The organism is Allobosea sp. LC85, assembly GCF_000735605.1.
Taxonomy (GTDB): Bacteria; Pseudomonadota; Alphaproteobacteria; order Rhizobiales; family Beijerinckiaceae; genus Allobosea.
This window is the reverse complement of the sequence record NZ_JPKG01000006.1, coordinates 214174-233412: the sequence shown is the minus strand read 5'-3', so window position 1 is coordinate 233412 and position 19239 is coordinate 214174. Positions and strand designations below refer to the sequence as shown.

Genomic DNA, 19239 nt, shown 5'->3' with positions numbered 1-19239 from the left:
AAGCGGATTGCGGTTTTCGGGAAAGCCGACGGCCTAACCCATGATGTGATAGCCGGCATCGACATAGATCGTGTTGCCGGTCATGCCGGTCGCGGCATCGCTGATCAGGAAGGCGGCGACCTGCCCGACCTCGTCGATGGTGACGACGCGCCCTTGTGGCGCCCGTGCGGCGGCTTGCGACAGAAGTTCGTCGAAACTGGCGATGCCGCCGGCGGCACGCGTCTTCAGCGGGCCGGGCGAGAGCGCGTGCAGGCGGATGCCCTTCTGGCCGAGTTCATGGGCGAGATAGCGCGTCGTGCTCTCGAGCGCGGCCTTCACAGGTCCCATGATGTTGTAATTGTCCAGCACCTTCTCGGCGCCGTAATAGCTCATGGTCAGGATCGTGCCGCCGGCGCTCATCAGCGGCTCGGCCTTGCGGGCCATCTCGATCAGCGAATAGCAGGAGACCCGCATCGCCTGCTCGAAGCCGTCCCGCGTCACATCGACAACCCGGCCATGCAGGTCGTCGCGCGGCGCAAACGCGATCGAGTGGATGACGAAATCGAGCTTGCCCCAGCGCTGGGTGATTTCCTCGAACACGGCGTCGAGCTGCCCTGGCATTTCGACATCGAGCGGCATGATGATCGGGCTGCTGAGCTCCTCCGCGAGCGGGCGCACCCATTTCTCGGCCTTGGCATTCAGATAGGTCACGGCCAGTTCCGCGCCGAGCCGGTGCAGGACGCGGCCGCAGCCGAAGGCGATGCTGTCCTCGTTGGCGATGCCGACGATCAGCCCCTTCTTGCCTCGGACGATGTCGGCGATCGGGCCCATCAACTCAGTCTCCGAAGATCACGCGGCGGAAGCGGCTGAGCGCATAGGTGAAATACACGCTGCCGATGACGACGAGCGCGACGAGCTGCAGCCAGACCACGGAGAGGCCAGCGCCGCGATAGAGCACGGCCTGCGAGAACGCCACGAAATGCGGGGTCGGACTGATGATCTGCATCACGTATTGCAGCCAGACGGGCATGCTCTCCATTGGCGTGCTCGAACCCGAGAGGAGCTGCATGATCACCAGGATCGGAATGGCGAGCAGCCCGAACTGGCCCATCGAGGTGGCGAGCGTGCCGAGCATGATGCCGAGCGCCGCGACCGTGAAGGCATAGAGCGCAGCGCCCGCCAGGAAGAGCGTCAGCGAGCCGGCGATCGGTACCTGAAGCCACCATTGCACGACGACTGCGAGCGACAGCCCGGCTGCGACCAGGATGACGAGGCCGTTGGCGATGATCTTCGCCAGCATGATCTCGGCCGGCACGACCGGCATCACCAGCAGATGCTCGACCGTGCCCTGCTCGCGCTCGCGGATCAGCGCCGCGCCGGTCAGGATCACCGTCAGCAGCGTGACATTGTTGATCACCTGCATCACCGAGGTGAACCAGGCCGAGTTCAGGTTCGGATTGAACTTGGAGCGGATGACGACATTGATGGGAGCGCTGGTCACGGTTTCCCGGCCGGCCAGGAAATTCGTCACCTCCTGCGCGATGATCGACTGGATGTAGACCGAGCCGTTTCCGGCCTGGGTCATCGCGGTGGCATCGACATTGAGCTGCACGGATGCCCGCCGGCCGGAGAGAAGGTCGGCCTGGAAGGAGGGCGGGATCTCCAGCACGAAGACCAGCCGGCCGTGATCCATCTCCTCGTCAATGTCCCGGGCACTGATCGTCACGGCACTCTTGAACAGCGGCGGGTTCAGTGCGTTCCGGATCTGGCGGGAGAGATCGGAGCGGTCCTCGTCGACGATGCCGACGGTCAGGTTCTTGGCCTCGGTCGAGGCGCCGGTCGCCACCGTGTAGACGGCGATGCTGAAGGCATAGACCACGAGGATGAGCATCACCGGGTCGGCCCGGATGCTGCGCAGCTCCTTGATGACGAGCTGGTAGATATTGGCGAGATGCAGCCGAAGGCCCGTCGGTCCTTGCCGCGCTGGTTCCGTGCTGGTTCTCTCCGGCGACATCTCAGAGCTCCTGTTTGCGCAGGAGAAGCCGCGAGACGAGAAGGAAGAGGACTGCGAAGCCCGCGAGCATGACGAGGTTGAACGAGAGGTCGTCGAAACCGAGCCCCTTGGTGAAGGCGCCGACGCTGACCGGTTGATACCAGGCTGTCGGGAAGCCGAGCCCGATCATCCGCGCCCCGCCGGACAGCGAGGCGACCGGAACGAGCAGGCCCGAGAAATTCACGGCCGGTATGATCGACAGGATCGCGGTAGCGAAGACGGCGGAGACCTGCGTCCTGGTGAAGGTCGAGATCAACTGGCCGAAGCCCGTCGTCGCGATCACATAGAGCAGGGTGCCCAGGACCAGCATCGCGATCGAGCCCTTGATCGGCACGCCGAAGAGGATGATCGCAAGCAGCACAAGCAGCACGAAGCTGATCATCGCGATCGCGATATAGGGCAGCTGCTTGCCGAACAGGAACTCGAACTTGGTGATCGGCGTCGACTGGAAATTGGCGATCGAGCCGGTCTCCTTCTCCCTCACCACGGCAATTGCGGACATGATGGCCGGGATCAGGATCAGCATCAGCATGATCACGCTCGGCACCATCGCGTTGACGCTCTTGAAGGCCTGGTTGTAGCGGAAACGGGTCTCGACATTGACGAGGCTGGCCGCGCTCGTGCCGGTGCTGTTCTGGGCGAGCCACTCCTTGGCGTATTGCGCGGCGAGCCCGGTGACATAGCCCTTGGTCGTCTCGGCGCGGAACGGCATGGCGCCGTCGAGCCAGACCGCGACCTCCGGCTTCCTGCCGGACTGCAGGTCGCGCCCGAAGCCGGGTGGGATCTCGATGGCGAGCTGCAACTCGCCGCTCCCCAGCCGCTGGTCGAGCTCTTCGGCCGTCCTGATCGGCGCGCGCTCGTCGAAATAGCGCGAGCCGGAAAAAGCCTCGATCAACTGGCGGCTTTCGGGGGTATTGTCCTGGTCGAGCGCCGAGAAGCGCAGGTTCTCGACATCGAAGGAGATGCCGAAACCGAACGCGATCATCAGGACGAGGGGGCCGAGGAAGGCGAAGGCGAGCCGGATCGGATCGCGCAGCAGTTCCATCGTCTCGCGTCGCGAATAGGCCCAGAGCCGCTTCGGGTCGAAGCGACGCGGCGGCCGGATAGGCTCGGGCGCCGGCATTGCGGCGTTCGGGTCCGGCGCCTCCGGCTTCGCCTCGCGGTCGATCCCGGCCGCCTCGGCGAGATAGTCGACGAAGGTGTCCTCCAGCGAGGAGCTTCCGCGTTCCCTGACCAGTTCTTCCGGTGTGCCGACTGCGAGCACCTTGCCGGCATGCATCAGGGAGATGCGGTCGCAACGCTCCGCCTCGTTCATGAAATGCGTCGAGAGGAAGATCGTCACGCCGTCATCGCGCGAGAGATCGATCAGCGTGCGCCAGAAGGCATCGCGCGCGATCGGGTCGACGCCCGAGGTCGGCTCGTCGAGGATGAGCATGGCCGGCCGGTGGAGCACGGCGACGGCAAGTTGCAGGCGCTGCTTGATGCCGAGAGGCAGGCTGTCGGGGCGCGAGTCCACCACATCCCGGAGGTCGAAGCGCTCGAGCAGCTCCGCGATGCGACCCTCGATCTCGTCGCTCGGCAGATGATAGAGTTTTGCGTGGAGTTCGAGGTTCTGCCGGACCGTGAGCTCGGTATAGAGCGAGAAGGCCTGCGACATGTAGCCGACATTCCGGCGCGTCTCCATGTCGTTCGAGCCCATCGGCTTGCCGAACAGCTTGGCCCAGCCCTCGGTCGCCGGCAGCAGGCCGGTGAGCATCTTCATCGTCGTCGACTTGCCGCAGCCATTCGAGCCGAGGAAGCCGAAGATCTCGCCGCGCTCGATCCGGAAGCTGACATGGTCGACGGCCGTGAAATCGCCGAAGCGCCGGGTCAATCCCTCGGCCTCGATCGCCGGCACGGCGCTGTCGCTGGCCGGGCGCGGGCGCACGATCACCTCCTGGTGCTGCGCCCGCTTCGCCTCCGGCAGCAGCGCGATGAAGGCGGCTTCGAGCGATGTCTGGCCCGTCTTTCCAAGAATCTCGGAAATCGGCCCGGAGGCGATCACCTTGCCGTCATCCATGGCGGCCAGCCAATCGAAGCGCTCGGCCTCGTCCATATAGGCGGTGGCGACGATCACGCTCATTTGCGGCCGCCGGCCGCGGATCGTGTTGATCAGGTCCCAGAACTGGCCGCGCGACAGGGGGTCGACGCCGGTCGTCGGCTCGTCGAGGATGAGGAGGTCCGGGTCATGGATCAGGGCGCAGCACAGGCTGAGCTTCTGCTTCATGCCGCCCGATAGCTTGCCGGCCGGGCGGTCTTCGAATGGATCGAGGCCCGTGGCCTTCAGCAATTCGTCGATCCGCCGCCTGCGCTCGGCCTCGCCCTGACCGAAGAGCCGGCCGTGGAAGTCGATATTCTCGAAGACGCTCAGCGTCGGGTAGAGATTGCGACCGAGGCCCTGCGGCATATAGGCGATGCGGGCGCCATGCTTCTCGCGATGGGCCTTGTCGGCCATGTCGCCGCCGAAGACCGTGACGTGCCCGGTCTGGATTTCCCTGACGCCCGCAATCAGGGCGAGCAGCGCGGATTTCCCGACGCCGTCCGGGCCGATCACCCCCACCATGCGGCGGGCAGGGAAATCGATCGAGACATCGTCGAGCGCAACCGTTTTGCCGTAACGGTGCGAGACATGCTCGACCCTGGCAATGACTCCGTCGCTCATCAGGGGAGCTTCACGGTGAGGTCTTCGGGCCACTGGATCGACGGGCTGGTGCGGACGAAGCCCATGCCGCGCACCCCCGTCTTCGCCTGGCGGTGATATTTCTTCAGGACGCGCGGATCGATCTGCAGCTTGACGCGGAACATCAGCTTCTCGCGCTCGTCGGCCGTCTCGACGCTCTTCGGCGTGAACTGGGCGTCCGCCGCGACGAAGCTGACATTGGCCGGGATGACATAGTGGGGCAGGGGATCGACGGTGATCCGGGCCTCGTCGCCAAGGGCGAGCAGCCCGGCCTGGGCGGCCGGGAGATAGATCGTCATGTAGACATCGCTGAGATCGAGCAGCGTCAGGATGCGGGCACCTGCGCCGACGACCTCGCCCGCGCGTGCGAGCTGGTACTGAACGCGGCCGCTGCGGGGCGCGACGAGCGTCATGTCGACGAGAACGGCCTCGATCCGGTCGACTTCGGCTTCGGCGCTCTTGATCGCGAACTGCGCCTGGTCGCGCTGGGCCTCGGCCGCAACGAGCGCGGCCTTGGCGGTATCCGCCCTGGCGACGCGCTGGTCGAAGGTCTGCCTGGTCAGATAACCCTTGTCGACAAGCTGCTGTCCGCGCTCCAGCTCGGCCTGGGTGAGGGTGATTTCGCTCTTGCGCTGGACGATCAGCGCATTGGCTTCCGCCAACCCCTGCTTGGCCTTGAGAACCTGCGACTGGGCGCCGCGAAGCTGGGCCTCATATTCCGGCGACGAGATGCGCGCGACCACCTGCCCGGCGGTGACGTCGTCGCCCTCATTGACGAGCACCTGCGACAGGCGGCCGGCATATTTCGCGGAGATGTCGATCTGCGTCGCCTCGATCCGGCCGTTCGATTTGGCAATGCCGCTGGGCATCGATCCGCTGCGCAAGCGCTGGAGGAATGCCTGGATCTTCGACTGGGCCTGGGCCGGCGCCGTGATCGAGACGTCGCGCGAGACCGGGGCCAGCACGCTGCCGAAGGTCAAGAACGCCACCGCCAGGGCCGTCGCTACGGGTAAACGGACCAATCTCATCATCATACTCCGAGCTCGGCGGCTGGCTTGCGCGAGAACCGACTGCTTCCTGATCCTGCGTTACGACCGGGCTGGCCCCTGTGCAGGCACCCCGGAGGTCCGGAGCAGCCGCAGCGTGTGTTGCGCGATCATGCGTTCCTCGTCTGTCGCGATGACGAAAATTGGCGTCCGGCTGCCTTCGGCATCGATGCGCCTGTCATTGCGCCGGTTGGCCTGCGCCTTGAGCGACAGCCCAGCCCAATGCAGGCGATCCACCACATTCTGCCTGACCTGCCAGGCGTTCTCGCCGACGCCGGCCGTGAAGACGATACCGTCGAGCCCACCGAGCGTGACGGACAGGCTGGCGATGGCCTGCGCGACACGCAGGCTGAAGAAGTCGATCGCCATCGCGGCCTCGGGCCTCTCGCTCTCGAGCAGTTCGCGGACGTCGTTGCTGATGCCGGACAGGCCGAGCAGGCCGCTTTCGTGATAGAGCATGTGGCCGACTGCGGCCGGGCTCATGCCCTTCTGCTCGATCAGATGCAGCACGACGCCGGGATCGAGCGAGCCCGAGCGCGTTCCCATCGGTAGCCCGTCCAGTGCGGTAAAACCCATCGTCGTCTCGATGCTGCGGCCGCCCTGCAAGGCGCAGACGGAGGCCCCGGAGCCGAGATGGGCGATGATCACCCGTTTGTCCGCAATCTCGGGCGCGATGCCGTAGAGCGCCTGCGAGACATACTCATACGACAGGCCATGGAAGCCGTAGCGCCGTACGCCTTCGTCATGGAGCGCACGCGGCAGGGCGAAGCGGTCAGAGAGTTCGGGATGGCCGCGATGGAAGGCGGTGTCGAAGCAGGCGACCTGTGGCAGGTCAGGCCGGCGCTGGCGCAGCACGCGGATCGGGTCGAGATTACTGAGCTGGTGCAGTGGCGCCAGCGGGATGAAGGTCTCGAGCGTTTTCATCACAGCGTCGTCGACCAGCACCGGCGCCGAATAGACCGGGCCACCATGGACGACGCGGTGGCCGATACCGATGATGACCATGTCCCGGATCTCGCCGACCACCCAATCGGCAACGACCTGCTGCGCCTGCGACGAGTTCGAAACCTCTGCGACCGCGAAGCTGCGCTCGATCAGCGATGTGTCGTCACGACTCTTGGCCTTGAGGCGCGGGCGGGTTCCGATCCCGTCCACCGCGCCGCCGAACATCAGCTCGATATCATCGCCGGTGACGTGGTAGAGCTTGAACTTGATGCTTGAACTGCCGGCATTGACGACGAACAGGACCTCGTTCACCGGCTAGGCTCCGATTGGCTTGGCTTGGGCCAATGCATGGGCATAAAGCCCCGCAACGGCGCAGGAGGCGAGGCGGGTCCGGAGATTGTCGGCGCGGCTGGTCAGGATGATCGGCACGCGCGCGCCGAGCACGATGCCCGCGGCATCGGCCCCGGACAGGAATGTCAGGTTCTTCGCCAACATGTTGCCGGCTTCGAGGTCGGGAACCACCAGGATCTGGGCTCTGCCTGCAACCGGCGAAACGATCCCCTTGATGCTGGCAGCCTCCGGACTGATCGCATTGTCCAGCGCCAGCGGGCCATCGAGCAGGCCTCCGGTGATCTGGCCGCGATCGGCCATCTTGCAGAGCGCCGCTGCTTCGATCGTGCTCGGAATCTTGGTGGTCACCGTCTCCACGGCGGAGAGGATCGCGACCCGCGGAGCTCCCAGGCCGAGCCCGACATGCAGGTCGATGGCGTTCTGGATGATGTCGCGCTTGGATTCGAGATCGGGAAAGATGTTCACCGCAGCGTCGGTGATGAAAAGCGGTTCGGAATAGGTCGGCACGTCCATGATGAAGACATGGCTGACGCGCCGGCCGGTGCGCAGGCCGGTCTCCTTGTTCGTGACTTCGGCCAGCAATTCGTCGCTGTGCAGGCTGCCCTTCATCAGCAGGGCGGCTTTTCCGGCATGCACGAGTTCGACCGCCTTGGCGGCGGAAGCGTGGCTGTGCGGCGTATCGACGATCTCGAAACCCGCGATGTCGAGCCCGTGCTGCTTTGCGGTCGCGATGATCCGCGCGGTGGGGCCGACCAGGATGGGATTGATCAGGCCCAGTGCCGACGCATCGAGGGCGCCCTTCAGGGAAGACTCGTCGCAGGGATGGGCGACCGCGGTCGCGACCGGCGGAAGCGCGCGGGCCGTTGCAATCAGGCGCTCGTATTTGCCGCGCGCATCACCTGTTTTGGAGGGGGCCGCGGTCGGGGAAGGCTGAGCCATTCTGCGCTTCACTTTCTGGGCGATGAGCTGCGGCGGGGCGTTGCCTTCGACGGCGTGTCGGGGGCTGTTTCTTTCGGCGCAGCCGGTCGGCTCGGCAGGCGGTGTAGATTGCTGACGGTCTCGCGCTTCTCACGAGCCGGCGTCCGATCGGGAAACATCCCGCTGATCCGCTCGAAACGGGCGAGCGTCTCGCCTTCGAGCGGCCCTGCGGCAGTCAGAATGTCGTGAAATTCCTCGTGTGAAATATGGGGAGCTTCAGCTCGCAACGCCGTGGCGATCGCTGCGACCGCCGCTTCACGGTCGAAGCGCAGCATGAAGAACTGTTCGCGGACGTTGAGCTTGAACTGTTGGAGGGTCATGCCGTCCAGCTTGTGATGCTTGCCGTGCAGGCGGCGGAGGACGGCAAAGATTCGCTCGTCAATGCCGCCGCGCGCCGCCAGGACGTACATCACCGCCCTCAGGATCGCGATCTTGGCGCTGATCCCGCCGACCCGTTGGCCGAGATCGGAGCGGCCCGCCTCGAGTGCCGCGACGCCGCGCTCGCGATCGGCTGGCCAAGGGCGCGCCGTCTCGTCGGTGACGCCAAGCAGCGCCTGCAAGGCAGGCGCGCCGTAGACCTGTTTGAAGACGAGCTCGGTGGCGGAATCCCGGATGTCGCGGAACAGGTCGAGCGAGGCGACGATGTTCTGCGAGACGAGCTCCTGCCAGGCCAGGAACGGATTGTCCGGCGCCGCCGGGCGGCGGTTTTTCCGGATCTGCCCCGCCCAGCCCGCGACGCCGCGCATGAAGGGATTGTTGTGCGAGAAGATCTCGAACTGCGAGCGCAACGGGTTGAGCCGGCGCTCCAGTTCCGCTGCGGGTTCGCTGGCGAAGGCGCGGACGACCGGGCGCAGCCAGGTCTTGTAGAGATCGGCATTGATCTCGGAGATCTTGGCGACTGTTGCGAACCGGCGGTCATCCTCCGCCGTATTCAGGCCGAGCGCGCGGATGTCGTCGAGGCTGCGTGCCTCGAAGCGCAGCACATAGTTGCCGGTCGCAAGGTCGGCATAGTCCTGCCCGGGATCGCGCGGCGTGATCACCGCCTCCCACAGACCGGGTGGCAGGATGTCGATCAGGTCCATGTTCTCCGCGAGCTCGGTGTGCTCCTTCTTCGCCACGGAGCTCGAAACGAAGACGCCGAGATGCCCGGTCTGAGGATGGATCGTGTAGACGATGGTCTGCTCGGCAGCCATCAACGCGAGGTCGCTGGCGTAGAGATCGGTGATCCAGCCCAGCGCCTGCTGCGGTGGCGTGATGTTGTCGCCCCAGGAGCAGAACACGACGATGGGCGAGGTGACCTCGCGCAGATCGAGCGTCTTTCCCGACGAAAGCTTCACTTCGCCCTTGGTCAGCTTGTTTCCCACGAAGAGCTGTTCCACGATGAACTCGATCTCTTCGCGGTCGAGCAGCACATGGCCGCCCCACCATTTCTCGAAGGGGAGAAAGCGCTCGGCCTCGGTGTCGACCTTCGACCAGACATTGTAGAGCTTGGTCCACCAGGTATTGGCCGGGTTCAGGTTCTCGAAGTTCTGAACGAGATAGGCGCCGTCAAAGATCCCGGCTCCGAGATCGCCGGTCAGGGATGCAAGCCAGGACCCGCCCAACATGCCGCCGGAATAGCGCATCGGGTTGAGTCCGTCCTTGCCGTTCCAATAGGCCAGCGGCGCGCCTGCCGCCATGATCGGCCCCATCAGCTCGGGCCGGGCAGCGGCGAGCCCGAGCACAGCCCAGCCTGCCTGGCAGTTGCCGATGACGCACGGCTTGCCGGAATAGCCGGGGTGGCGCCTGGTCACGGCCTCGATGAAGGCGGCCTCGGCGCAGCCGACATCCTCGATCGTCTGGCCTTTGACCGGAACCGGCAGGAAGCCGACGAAATAGCAGGGATGCCCGGCGGCGAGCGCTGCGCCGATCTCGCTGTCCGGCTTCATGCCGCCGATGCCCGGTCCATGGCCGGCGCGCGGGTCGACGATGATGAAGGGGCGCGAGGCCTCGTCCGTGATGACACCCTCGGGAGCGATGATGCGAACAAGGCCGTAATTCACCGGCCGCGGCAGATGGCGACCGTCCATGACGATCTCGAAGGCGAAGCCGAGGACGTTCGGAGCCGCCATGGCCATGTGCTCAAGATAGTTGTCGCCCCTCTGCCGCAGCACATCCAGCATCAGCACGTTGCGCTGGGCGGCGTCGACAAGATACGCGGCAAGATCGGAGCCGGAATAGGTCGTCGCGGCAGCAGAACCGGGCGACGTCGCCGAAGATGCGCTCACCATATCGTTGTCCTCATAGGGCCCGCGGCCGATACGTCAGAAACATCACGATGGTCTTTTGCACTGCAATATCACCAGACTGAGACGCCCCGCGCAACCTATGCAAGAGCTGCTCATCAGAATGCGCCGTTCAGCAGTATGGGGCATTGACCTCCATCAAGCCGGCTCGCCGGCAGGATATTCAGGGCTCAATGCGATATCCTTGGCCGGAACTTCGACGTGCTGTTCGGTGGATCGGCTGGCGCGATCATGGGGAATGGCGGTGATGGATGCCTGACAATGCCATTCCGGGCTTACGAAACGCGAGCACGATCGAGCTGAGCCTGACTGACGGCGCGCAGCTGTTCAACACGCTCGATCCGTTCCCTTTCCGCCAGCGCGACCTGTCGGCGGATGCCGAGCAGTACATCGTCGAATGGGCCGAGGAACTGCCCAAGGATCGCGCCATCGAAATCGTCATCGATATCCAGGCAGATGGCGAAGCCGGCGGCGCGGCGCCCGATTTCGCCGCGGCCATCGGCAACTGGTTCGACGGACGCGCGCGATCTGAGACAACGGCGATGCGGCAGCTGTTCCGGGACGGTCGCTTGGCCCTCCTGATCGGCCTCATCGTTCTGAGCGCCTGTCTCTTCATCGCCTGGTGGCTATCGGAGCGGATTGAAGGGCCGTTCGCGCGCGTGGTTCAAGAGAGCTTCGTGATCATCGGCTGGGTCGTCATCTGGAGGCCGGCCGAGATGTTCCTCTACGACTGGTTGCCGATGCTTCGGCGCAGGACACTCTATCGGCGCCTCGCCTCGGCACGGGTCACGGTGAGGAAGGCGCCCGCGCCGATGACGGCGGCGGGCAGCTAGATTATCGGACCGGATATCGTATCCGGTCCGATAATCTAGCCTTCTGTGTTTGCATCGGCTTCTCCGAAAACCGCAATCCACTTTTCGGGCCGATGCTTTAGGCGATCGACACCGAGCCCGCGCTCAGTCTGGCTCGATCGCGACCAGAATGTCGCCGGCTGCAACCGTCGATCCAGCCTGCGGACCGATCCGTTGAACCATTCCGCCGGCGGGGCTCTTCAACTCCATGAAGAGCTTCATCGACTCCAGTACGGCGACGACCTGTCCGGCCTCGACGGTGTCGCCCACGCCGACATGCAGGGCCGCAACTGTTCCCGGCATCGGTGCGCGCAGGGTGTTGCTGGAATCGGCCCCAGCGTCGCGGCGCGCGGCTGCCGCCTCGATCGCAAGCGCAATCTCGAGCCGGCCTTCGAAGCCACCAAGGCGCAGAAGGAGACCGCCAGCGTCGCATATGGCGTGCGCCATCTGGCTCGCCCCGCTCATGGTCACCACCCACTCGGCTTCAGACCTGCCGCGACGGAGCGCGATATCATGCCGGTCGCCTGCTGCTGCGATGCGCAGGAAGCCTTCATGGGTTTCCACCGCGAGCCGCGCCGCATCTGCTCCGGCTCCGATGGCAAGATGCGTCGTGGCCGGCCTTCCGGCGGGCGCGAGCAGGCGGAATCCTTTGAGCGCATGCCACGGCGTGCTGGCGGGCGCGGTCCTACGTGCCGTGAGCCAGAGAGCCGCAGCGATGGCGTTGAGCAGGTCTTGCGGAACGGCCGGCGGCTTCCAGCCTCCCGGAAAATTCTCACTCAGGAACAGCGTCGTGGCTTCGCCCTTCGCAAAGCTCGGTGTCCTCAGGGCGTCCGCCAGGAACGCGCGCGTCGTCGCCGGCCCGAGTACCGCCATCCCATTCAGCCCGCCAGCAAGGCGCTGGACCGCGCTGGTACGGTCGGGCGCATGAGCGATGACCTTGGCGAGCAGGGAATCGTAATGCGGCGTGATCTCGCTTCCGGTCGTGATGCCGCTGTCGACGCGCACCCCCTCCGGTTCACGCCACAGCCTGATCACACCGGTATCGGGCCGGAAGCCCTGGTCCGCTCGCTCGGCTGTCAGCCTGGCTTCGATGGCGTGGCCTGAGCAGCGGATCTCGTCCTGGGTGAGCGGCAGGGGCTCGCCTGCGGCGATGCGGATCTGCCATTCCACCAGATCGAGCCCGGTGATCGCCTCGGTGACCGGGTGCTCGACCTGCAGGCGCGTGTTCATCTCGAGGAAGAACACCTCCTGCGTCACGGCATCGACGAGGAATTCGACGGTGCCGAGGTTGTCGTAGGAAATCGCGCGCGAGAGCCTCAAGGCGTAGTCATACAAAGCGGTGCGCGTCTCATCCCGCAGGTTTGGAGCTGGCGCCTCCTCGATCAGTTTCTGGTTGGAGCGCTGCACCGAGCAATCGCGCTCGAAGAGATGGACGATGCCGCCATACCTGTCGCCCGCGACCTGGACCTCGACATGGCGCGGGCGCGTCACGAATTTCTCGATGAGCAGGCGTCCGTCTCCGAACGCGGCTTGCGCCTCGCTGCCCGCCGCGGAAATGGCGGCATCGAGATCCGCCTCCTGTTCGACCTTGCGGATGCCTTTACCGCCGCCGCCGGCAGAGGCCTTGACCATGACCGGCAGGCCGACGCGCAGCGCTTCCCGCTTCAGCATGTCGCGCGACTGGTCGGCCCCGTCATACCCGGGCACGCCCGGCACGCCGGCCTCGCGCGCGATCTGCTTGGAGCGGATCTTGTCGCCCATGGCATCGATGGCGGTGGCCGAGGGGCCGATGAAGGTGATGCCTGCCTTCTCGCAGGCTGCGATCAGATCGAGCCGTTCCGAGAGAAAGCCATAGCCGGGATGGATCGCCTGCGCGCCCGTCGCCAGTGCCGCCTCGATGATCCGGTCGGCCCGCAGATAGCTGTCGCGTGCCGGGGCCGGGCCGATGGCGATGGCTTCGTCGGCGAGGCGCATATGCAGGGCGTCGCGGTCCGCTTCCGAATGGACTGCGATGGTGCGGATGCCGAGCCGGCGGCAGGTCTTGATGATGCGGCAGGCGATCTCGCCGCGATTGGCAATGAGGATGCTCTCGAACATGGCGGCGGTTACATCCGGTAGACGGGGCGAGGGGAGGTGTCGCGCGCTTCGCCCGCGGCAAGCGAGAGACACAGGCCGAGCACGTCGCGCGTCTGCGCCGGTTCGATGATCCCGTCATCCCAGAGCCGCGCAGTCGCATAATACGGGTCGCTCTGTTCCTCGAACTGGGCCCGCGTCCTGCGGTCGAGATCGGCGATCGCTGCCTTATCGGCAGCGCCTTTCAGGCTCTGGCGGCGCAGTTCCGTGACGACATTGGCCGCAACCTCGGGGCTCATCGTGGCGATACGGGCATTCGGCCAGGAGAACAGGAAGCGCGGCCGGAAGCCGCGGCCGCACATGCCGTAATTGCCGGCGCCATAGGAGCCGCCGATCAGCACGGTGTATTTGGGAACGCGCGCATTCGAGACGGCATAGACCAGCTTGGCCGAATGTTTGGCGATGCCACCGCGCTCGGCCGCTGTGCCGACCATGAAGCCGGTGATGTTCTGCAGGAAGATCAGGGGGATCTGGCGCTGGTCGCAGAGCTCGATGAAATGGGCGCCCTTCAGCGCCGATTCCGAGAAGAGCACGCCATTGTTGGCGATGATCCCGACGGCGTAGCCGTGGATGCGCGCAAAGCCGGTGACCAGCGTTGCGCCATAGTCGGGCTTGAAGGCGTTGAAGCTGCAGTCGTCGACGATGCGGGCGATCACCTCGCGCACATCGTAGGGCCGGCGCAGATCGGTCGGGACGATCTGCTCGAGTTCGGCTGCATCGAGCCTCGGTGGCACGGACGGGTAGGGTGATGGGCCAAGCCTGCCGATTTCGCCGAGCGAACCGACGATCTCGCGGAGCTTGGCGAGGCCTTCCATTTCCGTCTCGACGAGATGGTCGCTGACGCCCGAGACCTGGGTGTGCATCTCGGCCCCGCCCAGCGTCTCGCCATCGACGATCTCGTGGATTGCAGCCTTCACGATCGGGGGGGCGCCGAGATGGATGCGCCCGGTGCCCTTGACCATGATCACTTCGTCGGACAGCGCCGGAATATAGGCGCCGCCGGCGGTGCAGCCGCCGAAGACGAGCGAAATCTGGGGAATGCCGGCCGCCGACATCCGGCACTGGTTGTAGAAGGAGCCGCCGAAATGGTCGCGGTCGGGAAAGACGCGGTCCTGTTCCGGAAGGAAGGCTCCGCCGCAATCGACCAGATAGAGGCAGGGCAGGCGATGCTCCTCGGCGATCTCCTGCGCCCTGAGATGCTTGCGCACTGTCTCGGCGAAGAACGAGCCGCCCTTCACCGTCGCGTCATTGGCGATCAGCATGCAGGCGCGGCCGGAGACGACGCCGATGCCGGTGACGATGCCGGCGCCGGGCACCTCATTGCCGTAGAGCCCCCAGGCCGCCAGCGGCGAGAGTTCGAGGAAGGGCGTCTGTGCGTCGAGCAGCAGGTCGATGCGTTCGCGCACCATGATCTTGCCGCGCGTTTCGTGCCGCTCGCGCATCCCTGCGCCGCCGCCATTGGCGACGAGGGCATGGCGCGCGCGCAGGGTTGCGAGCATCTCGGTGAGAGGCGGGGGCACGATTGTGCGCGTTTCGCTCGTGGGGCCTGCAGACATGATTCCTCCCGCCTCGGCACACGCCCTTGATCTCGTTGATCAAGTCACCTACCGTCCGTTAGGTAGGCGAATTTGCGCCGAGAGGTCAAGCAGCGGGAGAGTGCGATGACGGCGGTGGACAGACTGAGGGCCGGGGCCAGCGAAGAGCCGCGCCACTCGCCCTATTTCAGCGAAGAGCACGAGGCGCTGCGCGATCAGCTGCGCCGCTTCGTCGAAGCCGAGATCAAGCCGCATGCGCTGGCCTGGGAGGAGGCCGGATTCGTGCCGCGGGAGGTGCTGCGCCGCATGGGCGAGCTCGGCTTCTTCGGCATCCGTTACCCGGCCGAGTACGGCGGTGCGGAGATGGATACGCTGGCTACAGTCATCCTTGCCGAGGAACTTGGCCGCTCGACCTTCTCCGGCGTCGCCATCACCGCGCTCGTCCATACCGACATGGCCTCTGTCCATGTCTTCAATGCCGGCAACAAGGCCCAGCATGACCGCTATATGCCGGACATCATCGCCGGGAAGGCGATCTGCGCGGTGGCGGTGACCGAACCTGATGCCGGCTCTGACGTGAAGAGTATCCGTACGACGGCGCGGCGCGAGGGCGAAACCTACGTTCTGAACGGCGCCAAGACGTTCATCACCAATGGCGTCCATGCCGATCTCTACTGCGTCGCCGCCAAGACCGATCTCTCGGGCAGGCCCTCGCAGTCGGTTTCGATCTTCCTGGTCGAGAAGGGAACACCCGGTTTCCGGGTCTCGCGCGCACTCGACAAGCACGGCTGGCGCTCTTCCGACACCGCCGAACTCGTCTTTGAGGACTGCCGCATTCCGGCCGCGAACCTGCTCGGCCAGGAGGGGCGCGGCTTCTACGCGATCATGCGCAATTTCCAGAATGAGCGCACGGTCATCGGCGCGATGGCGATGGGCGAGGCGCAGGCGGCGCTCGATCTCACGCTGGATTATGTCCGCACCCGAAAAGCCTTCGGGGCGCCGCTCTGGGAGAAGCAGGCCATCCGCCAGAAGCTCGCCATGCTCTCGGCCAAGGTCGCAGCCGGACGCCAGCTCGTCTATCACGCCGCCTGGCTCGACGCCCGGGGCACTGAGGCCACACGCGAGGTCTCGATGGTCAAGGCCTATTGCGGCGAACTGGTCAACGAGGTGATGTATGCCTGCCTGCAGTTCCATGGCGGCATGGGGTTCATGCGCGAAAGTGCCATTGAACGCCTGACGCGGGACGCACGGGTCCAGTCGATTGGCGGCGGTGCCACCGAAGTGATGCTCGAAGAGGTGGCGAAGCGGTTGTGAGTATTCAGACGACCAAGGCGGAGCGCGATGCCGTCGAAGGCGGTTCGCGCCGGCTGATCCTCGACACGGCTGCGCGCCTGCTGCGCCAGGGTGGTTATCATCAGACCAGCTTGCGCGAGATCGCCGAGGCGGTCGGAATCCGGAAGGCCAGCCTCTATTATCACTTCGCTTCGAAGGAGGAGATCGTCGAGTCTGTCGTCAATGATGGCGTTCGCTTCGTTCAGGATGCCGTGGTTGCCGCGTTGCAGCAATCCGAGGGGGCTGAGCCGCGTGCTCGACTGGAAACAGCGGTTCTCGCGCATCTGACGGCGCTGCATGGCCATGGCGACTACACCTCGGCGAGCATCAAGGCCTTTGCCTTCGGCGCGATGCCGGTGCCGGACAGCGTGCGCAGGGTTCGCCGCGCCTATGAGGACGTCTGGCGCCTCCTGATCGCCGAACTTCAGGCAGCTGATGTGATCGCGGCAGAGCGCTCACCAGAGGCGCTGCGCCTCTTCCTGCTTGGCGCCCTCAATGGCTCGACCGACTGGTACCGCCCCGGGCGCTTCGACATCGCCGAACTGGCGAGCGAATTTGCCGCCCTGATCGCGCCGCGGGCCGGGCTTGCCAAGCCCGATTGACGCATTGCGCTGTGACAAGTTCCGGTTGCTTTAACGCGGTTTTGACCTTCGCATCGTAACGATGCGGCATGCAACGCGACAATTTGTTCCGATTTGGTGGAGAATTCCGCGATACCGGCCGGGAGGAGATCTTCCAGGCGGCCCGGTTGCCGGAGACCCTCCGGCAGTGCCGGCTGATCTTCCTGATCTCGGCGCTGCTCAACACGTTCTTCCTCGTCAGCGACTGGCGCTTTTTTGGAACGCCGCATTTCCTCGTCGCGGTGTCCGCGCGTCTCTCCGTCGTGGCGGTGTCGGTTCTCTGCGCGATCCTGATCCGCAGGGCCACCCGCTTCAAGCAGGCCGAGGCCGTGACGGTCCTGTGGGAGGTCGGCTGCGCTGTGGCGGTTGCCTTCCTGGTCAGCTCGCGCAGCGATCTGGCGCTGTTCGTGGTGCTGCTGCTGCCCTCCATCTTCTATCTGGTGGCGCCGATATCCTTCCGCTGGACCTTCATTCTCGGCTTCGGCACCAGCGTGCTGATGCTGGTCGGCTATCTCGGGGCGGGCCCCTATCCGAGCACCTTCGTCGGGCTGGTGCTCGTGCTGGCAATGCTGAACTTCGCGCTCGGCCTGGTCGTAATCCACGCCAACCGCCTGAGGCGGCTGGAATGGACTGCGACCCAATCCGAGCGTGCTGCAAAGGAGGAGCTCGACGAGAGCCGCGCGATGATCGAGCGCCTCTTCATGGCCGTGCCGATCCCGCTCGTCGTCACATCGGTGGCCGATGGGCGCTTCGTACGGGCCAATGATGCGGCGCTGCGCTTCTTCGGCAAGGGAGCTGGAAGCGATCTGCGCGAGGTGGCTGTGCCGGATCTCTTCGTCGATGCTGAAAGCCGGCGCAGTCTCACCCGGCAATTGCTCCGCGGCGAGCATGTCGGCGAGTTCGAGGCCGTGATCCGGGACGGAGCCGGCACGAGCCGCGACGCACTGATCACAGCGACCTCATTGTCGATGGGCCAGTCCTCGACGATCGTCGCGGGCATTGTCGACATCACCGAGCGCAAGGCTGCCGAAGCGCATGTCCGCTGGCAGGCAACGCATGACGCCCTGACGGGCCTGCCGAACCGCTTGCTCTTCCAGGAGCGCCTGCAGGAGGCGCTGGCCGGGCTTAGCGATGGCGCGACCGTGAGCCTGTTCCTGGTCGATCTCGACGATTTCAAGTCGGTCAACGACACGCTTGGCCATGATGCCGGAGATGCCCTGCTGAACGAGGCGGCCGCACGCCTCCTGCGCCACACAGCGCCTGGAGATCTCGTCGCCCGGCTGGGCGGTGATGAGTTTGTGGTGCTCTCGACGCAGACGATGACCGTGGCTGCGGCGCAGGCCAAGGCGGACCTGCTGCTGGTGGCGCTGCGCGGCCCGCTCAGTCATCTCGGGCACGCTATATCGTCGCGCGCCAGCCTCGGCATCGCGCTGGCGCCACAGCATGATCTTGCTCCGATCGAGCTGATGAAGGATGCGGATCTCGCGCTCTATCGCGCCAAGGCATTGGGCCGGAACATGGCCGTCGTCTATGACAGCGGCATGCGCGAGGTGATGAACGCACGCGTCGCCATTTGCCGCGAATTGGCCGAGGCGCTGGCTCAGGACCGCATCCTGCCCTTCTATCAGCCACAGATTTCGCTGGTGACAGGTGCCATCGACGGCTTTGAGGCACTGGCACGTTGGCGCCATCCCGAGCGCGGCATCGTACCGGCCGCCGCGTTCGTACATGGTTTGGACGATCCGGAAACCGCTTCTGCGATCGGCGATGTCATCCTGCGCAAGGCGATTGCCGATCTGGGCAACTGGCTCGCAACGAGAATCACAGTCCCGCGGGTCTGGGTCAATCTCGCGCCGGCGGTGTTCCGTGATCCGCAGTTTTCGCAGAAGCTGCTTGCCCAGCTGGCGGCAGCGGGGGTGCCGACATCCTGCTTTGGCGTCGAGGTCACCGAGACGGTGCTGCTTGCCCGCACGGCCGGGGATGCCGAGCGAGCGCTGAAGACGCTTCGCGAGAAGGGCGTCCGCGTTGCGCTGGACGATTTCGGCACCGGCTACGCGTCGCTCACCCATCTCAGGCGCTTCCCCGTCGACGTGATCAAGATCGACCGCGGCTTTGTCCGCCATCTCGACGAGGGCGGGGAGGATGCTGCCATCGTACGGGCGATCATCAACCTTGCCGCCGATCTGAAGCTCGATCTCATCGCCGAAGGTGTCGAGACGCGGACGCAGGAGGCCTTCCTGCGTCAGTGCGGCTGCAGCTTCGCGCAGGGCTATCGCTATTCCCGACCGGTCCCGGCGAACCGGGTGCCTTGGCTGAGCCAACAGCCTGGCCTGCAGCCGGTTGAACCCGCCATGGATGCAGAGCGGGGCGGCGTCGCTGCGGCCTGACCGCGCGCCCGGCGCTTGCTAAGCA

Annotated in this window: 13 protein-coding genes; 4 read left to right on the top strand and 9 right to left on the bottom strand. The window is 65.4% G+C overall.

Annotated elements, in window-relative coordinates; all coding sequences use genetic code 11:
* Nucleotides 1-33: 33 nt before the first annotated feature.
* From fabI to FG93_RS02085, 7 genes are read right to left on the bottom strand one after another with little or no spacing between them, the layout of a single operon-like run.
* Entirely contained in the window at nucleotides 34-810 is a 777-nt protein-coding gene (fabI, locus tag FG93_RS02115; protein WP_043231266.1) for an enoyl-ACP reductase FabI, read from the bottom strand.
* Nucleotides 811-814: 4 nt separating this feature from the next.
* Nucleotides 815-1993 (bottom strand): ABC transporter permease, encoded by a 1179-nt coding sequence (locus tag FG93_RS02110; RefSeq protein WP_043231263.1) that lies wholly within the window; start codon nucleotides 1991-1993, stop codon nucleotides 815-817.
* Between the two features lies 1 nt (nucleotide 1994).
* Nucleotides 1995-4733 carry a ribosome-associated ATPase/putative transporter RbbA gene (gene rbbA, locus FG93_RS02105; protein ID WP_043231260.1) on the bottom strand — a complete coding sequence of 913 codons (2739 nt, stop codon included), beginning with the start codon at nucleotides 4731-4733 and terminating at the stop codon, nucleotides 1995-1997.
* Nucleotides 4733-5779 carry an HlyD family secretion protein gene (locus tag FG93_RS02100; protein WP_152579257.1) on the bottom strand — a complete coding sequence of 349 codons (1047 nt, stop codon included), beginning with the start codon at nucleotides 5777-5779 and terminating at the stop codon, nucleotides 4733-4735. Before FG93_RS02100 ends, rbbA begins: the two co-directional genes overlap by 1 nt.
* Before the next feature lie 60 nt (nucleotides 5780-5839).
* Nucleotides 5840-7054, bottom strand: a complete 1215-nt coding sequence (locus FG93_RS02095) for an acetate/propionate family kinase (protein WP_043231259.1) — start codon at nucleotides 7052-7054, stop codon at nucleotides 5840-5842.
* Nucleotides 7055-7057: 3 nt separating this feature from the next.
* A complete protein-coding gene (locus FG93_RS02090) occupies nucleotides 7058-8032 on the bottom strand; it encodes a phosphate acetyltransferase (protein ID WP_052513246.1) in 975 nt (324 codons plus the stop codon).
* An 8-nt stretch (nucleotides 8033-8040) separates the two neighbouring features.
* Nucleotides 8041-10341, bottom strand: a complete 2301-nt coding sequence (locus tag FG93_RS02085; RefSeq protein WP_081881247.1) for a DUF3141 domain-containing protein — start codon at nucleotides 10339-10341, stop codon at nucleotides 8041-8043.
* A gap of 266 nt (nucleotides 10342-10607) precedes the next feature.
* On the opposite strand from FG93_RS02085, the gene FG93_RS02080 reads away from it, so the two are divergent.
* Nucleotides 10608-11189, top strand: a complete 582-nt coding sequence (locus FG93_RS02080; RefSeq protein ID WP_043231257.1) for a hypothetical protein — start codon at nucleotides 10608-10610, stop codon at nucleotides 11187-11189.
* A gap of 123 nt (nucleotides 11190-11312) precedes the next feature.
* Here FG93_RS02080 and FG93_RS02075 read toward each other — a convergent pair whose 3' ends face one another.
* Nucleotides 11313-13304, bottom strand: coding sequence for a biotin carboxylase N-terminal domain-containing protein (locus tag FG93_RS02075; protein ID WP_043231255.1), 1992 nt, complete (start codon nucleotides 13302-13304; stop codon nucleotides 11313-11315).
* A gap of 8 nt (nucleotides 13305-13312) precedes the next feature.
* The gene (locus tag FG93_RS02070) at nucleotides 13313-14896 is read right to left on the bottom strand and encodes an acyl-CoA carboxylase subunit beta (RefSeq protein ID WP_052513244.1); all 1584 of its coding nucleotides are present in this window, start codon (nucleotides 14894-14896) and stop codon (nucleotides 13313-13315) included.
* Nucleotides 14897-15001: 105 nt separating this feature from the next.
* Between FG93_RS02070 and FG93_RS02065 the strand changes: the two genes are divergently transcribed.
* From FG93_RS02065 to FG93_RS02055, 3 genes are all read left to right on the top strand, one after another.
* Nucleotides 15002-16189 carry an acyl-CoA dehydrogenase family protein gene (locus FG93_RS02065; RefSeq protein ID WP_081881246.1) on the top strand — a complete coding sequence of 396 codons (1188 nt, stop codon included), beginning with the start codon at nucleotides 15002-15004 and terminating at the stop codon, nucleotides 16187-16189.
* Nucleotides 16186-16809, top strand: a complete 624-nt coding sequence (locus FG93_RS33780) for a TetR/AcrR family transcriptional regulator (protein ID WP_052513242.1) — start codon at nucleotides 16186-16188, stop codon at nucleotides 16807-16809. The genes FG93_RS02065 and FG93_RS33780 overlap by 4 nt, the downstream gene beginning before the upstream one ends.
* A gap of 68 nt (nucleotides 16810-16877) precedes the next feature.
* Nucleotides 16878-19214, top strand: coding sequence for a bifunctional diguanylate cyclase/phosphodiesterase (locus FG93_RS02055; RefSeq protein WP_052513240.1), 2337 nt, complete (start codon nucleotides 16878-16880; stop codon nucleotides 19212-19214).
* The last annotated feature ends 25 nt before the right edge of the window (nucleotides 19215-19239 follow it).

Bases quoted from the DNA above. Each gene is read 5' to 3' on its own strand.
- FG93_RS02055 (WP_052513240.1), top strand. From the start codon at position 16,878: ATGCAACGCGACAATTTGTTCCGATTTGGTGGAGAATTCCGCGATACC.
- FG93_RS02085 (WP_081881247.1), bottom strand. From the start codon at position 10,341: ATGGTGAGCGCATCTTCGGCGACGTCGCCCGGTTCTGCTGCCGCGACG.
- FG93_RS02100 (WP_152579257.1), bottom strand. From the start codon at position 5,779: ATGAGATTGGTCCGTTTACCCGTAGCGACGGCCCTGGCGGTGGCGTTC.
- FG93_RS02080 (WP_043231257.1), top strand. From the start codon at position 10,608: ATGCCTGACAATGCCATTCCGGGCTTACGAAACGCGAGCACGATCGAG.
- FG93_RS02110 (WP_043231263.1), bottom strand. From the start codon at position 1,993: ATGTCGCCGGAGAGAACCAGCACGGAACCAGCGCGGCAAGGACCGACG.
- FG93_RS02075 (WP_043231255.1), bottom strand. From the start codon at position 13,304: ATGTTCGAGAGCATCCTCATTGCCAATCGCGGCGAGATCGCCTGCCGC.
- fabI (WP_043231266.1), bottom strand. From the start codon at position 810: ATGGGCCCGATCGCCGACATCGTCCGAGGCAAGAAGGGGCTGATCGTC.
- FG93_RS02065 (WP_081881246.1), top strand. From the start codon at position 15,002: ATGACGGCGGTGGACAGACTGAGGGCCGGGGCCAGCGAAGAGCCGCGC.
- FG93_RS02090 (WP_052513246.1), bottom strand. From the start codon at position 8,032: ATGGCTCAGCCTTCCCCGACCGCGGCCCCCTCCAAAACAGGTGATGCG.
- FG93_RS02070 (WP_052513244.1), bottom strand. From the start codon at position 14,896: ATGTCTGCAGGCCCCACGAGCGAAACGCGCACAATCGTGCCCCCGCCT.
- rbbA (WP_043231260.1), bottom strand. From the start codon at position 4,733: ATGAGCGACGGAGTCATTGCCAGGGTCGAGCATGTCTCGCACCGTTAC.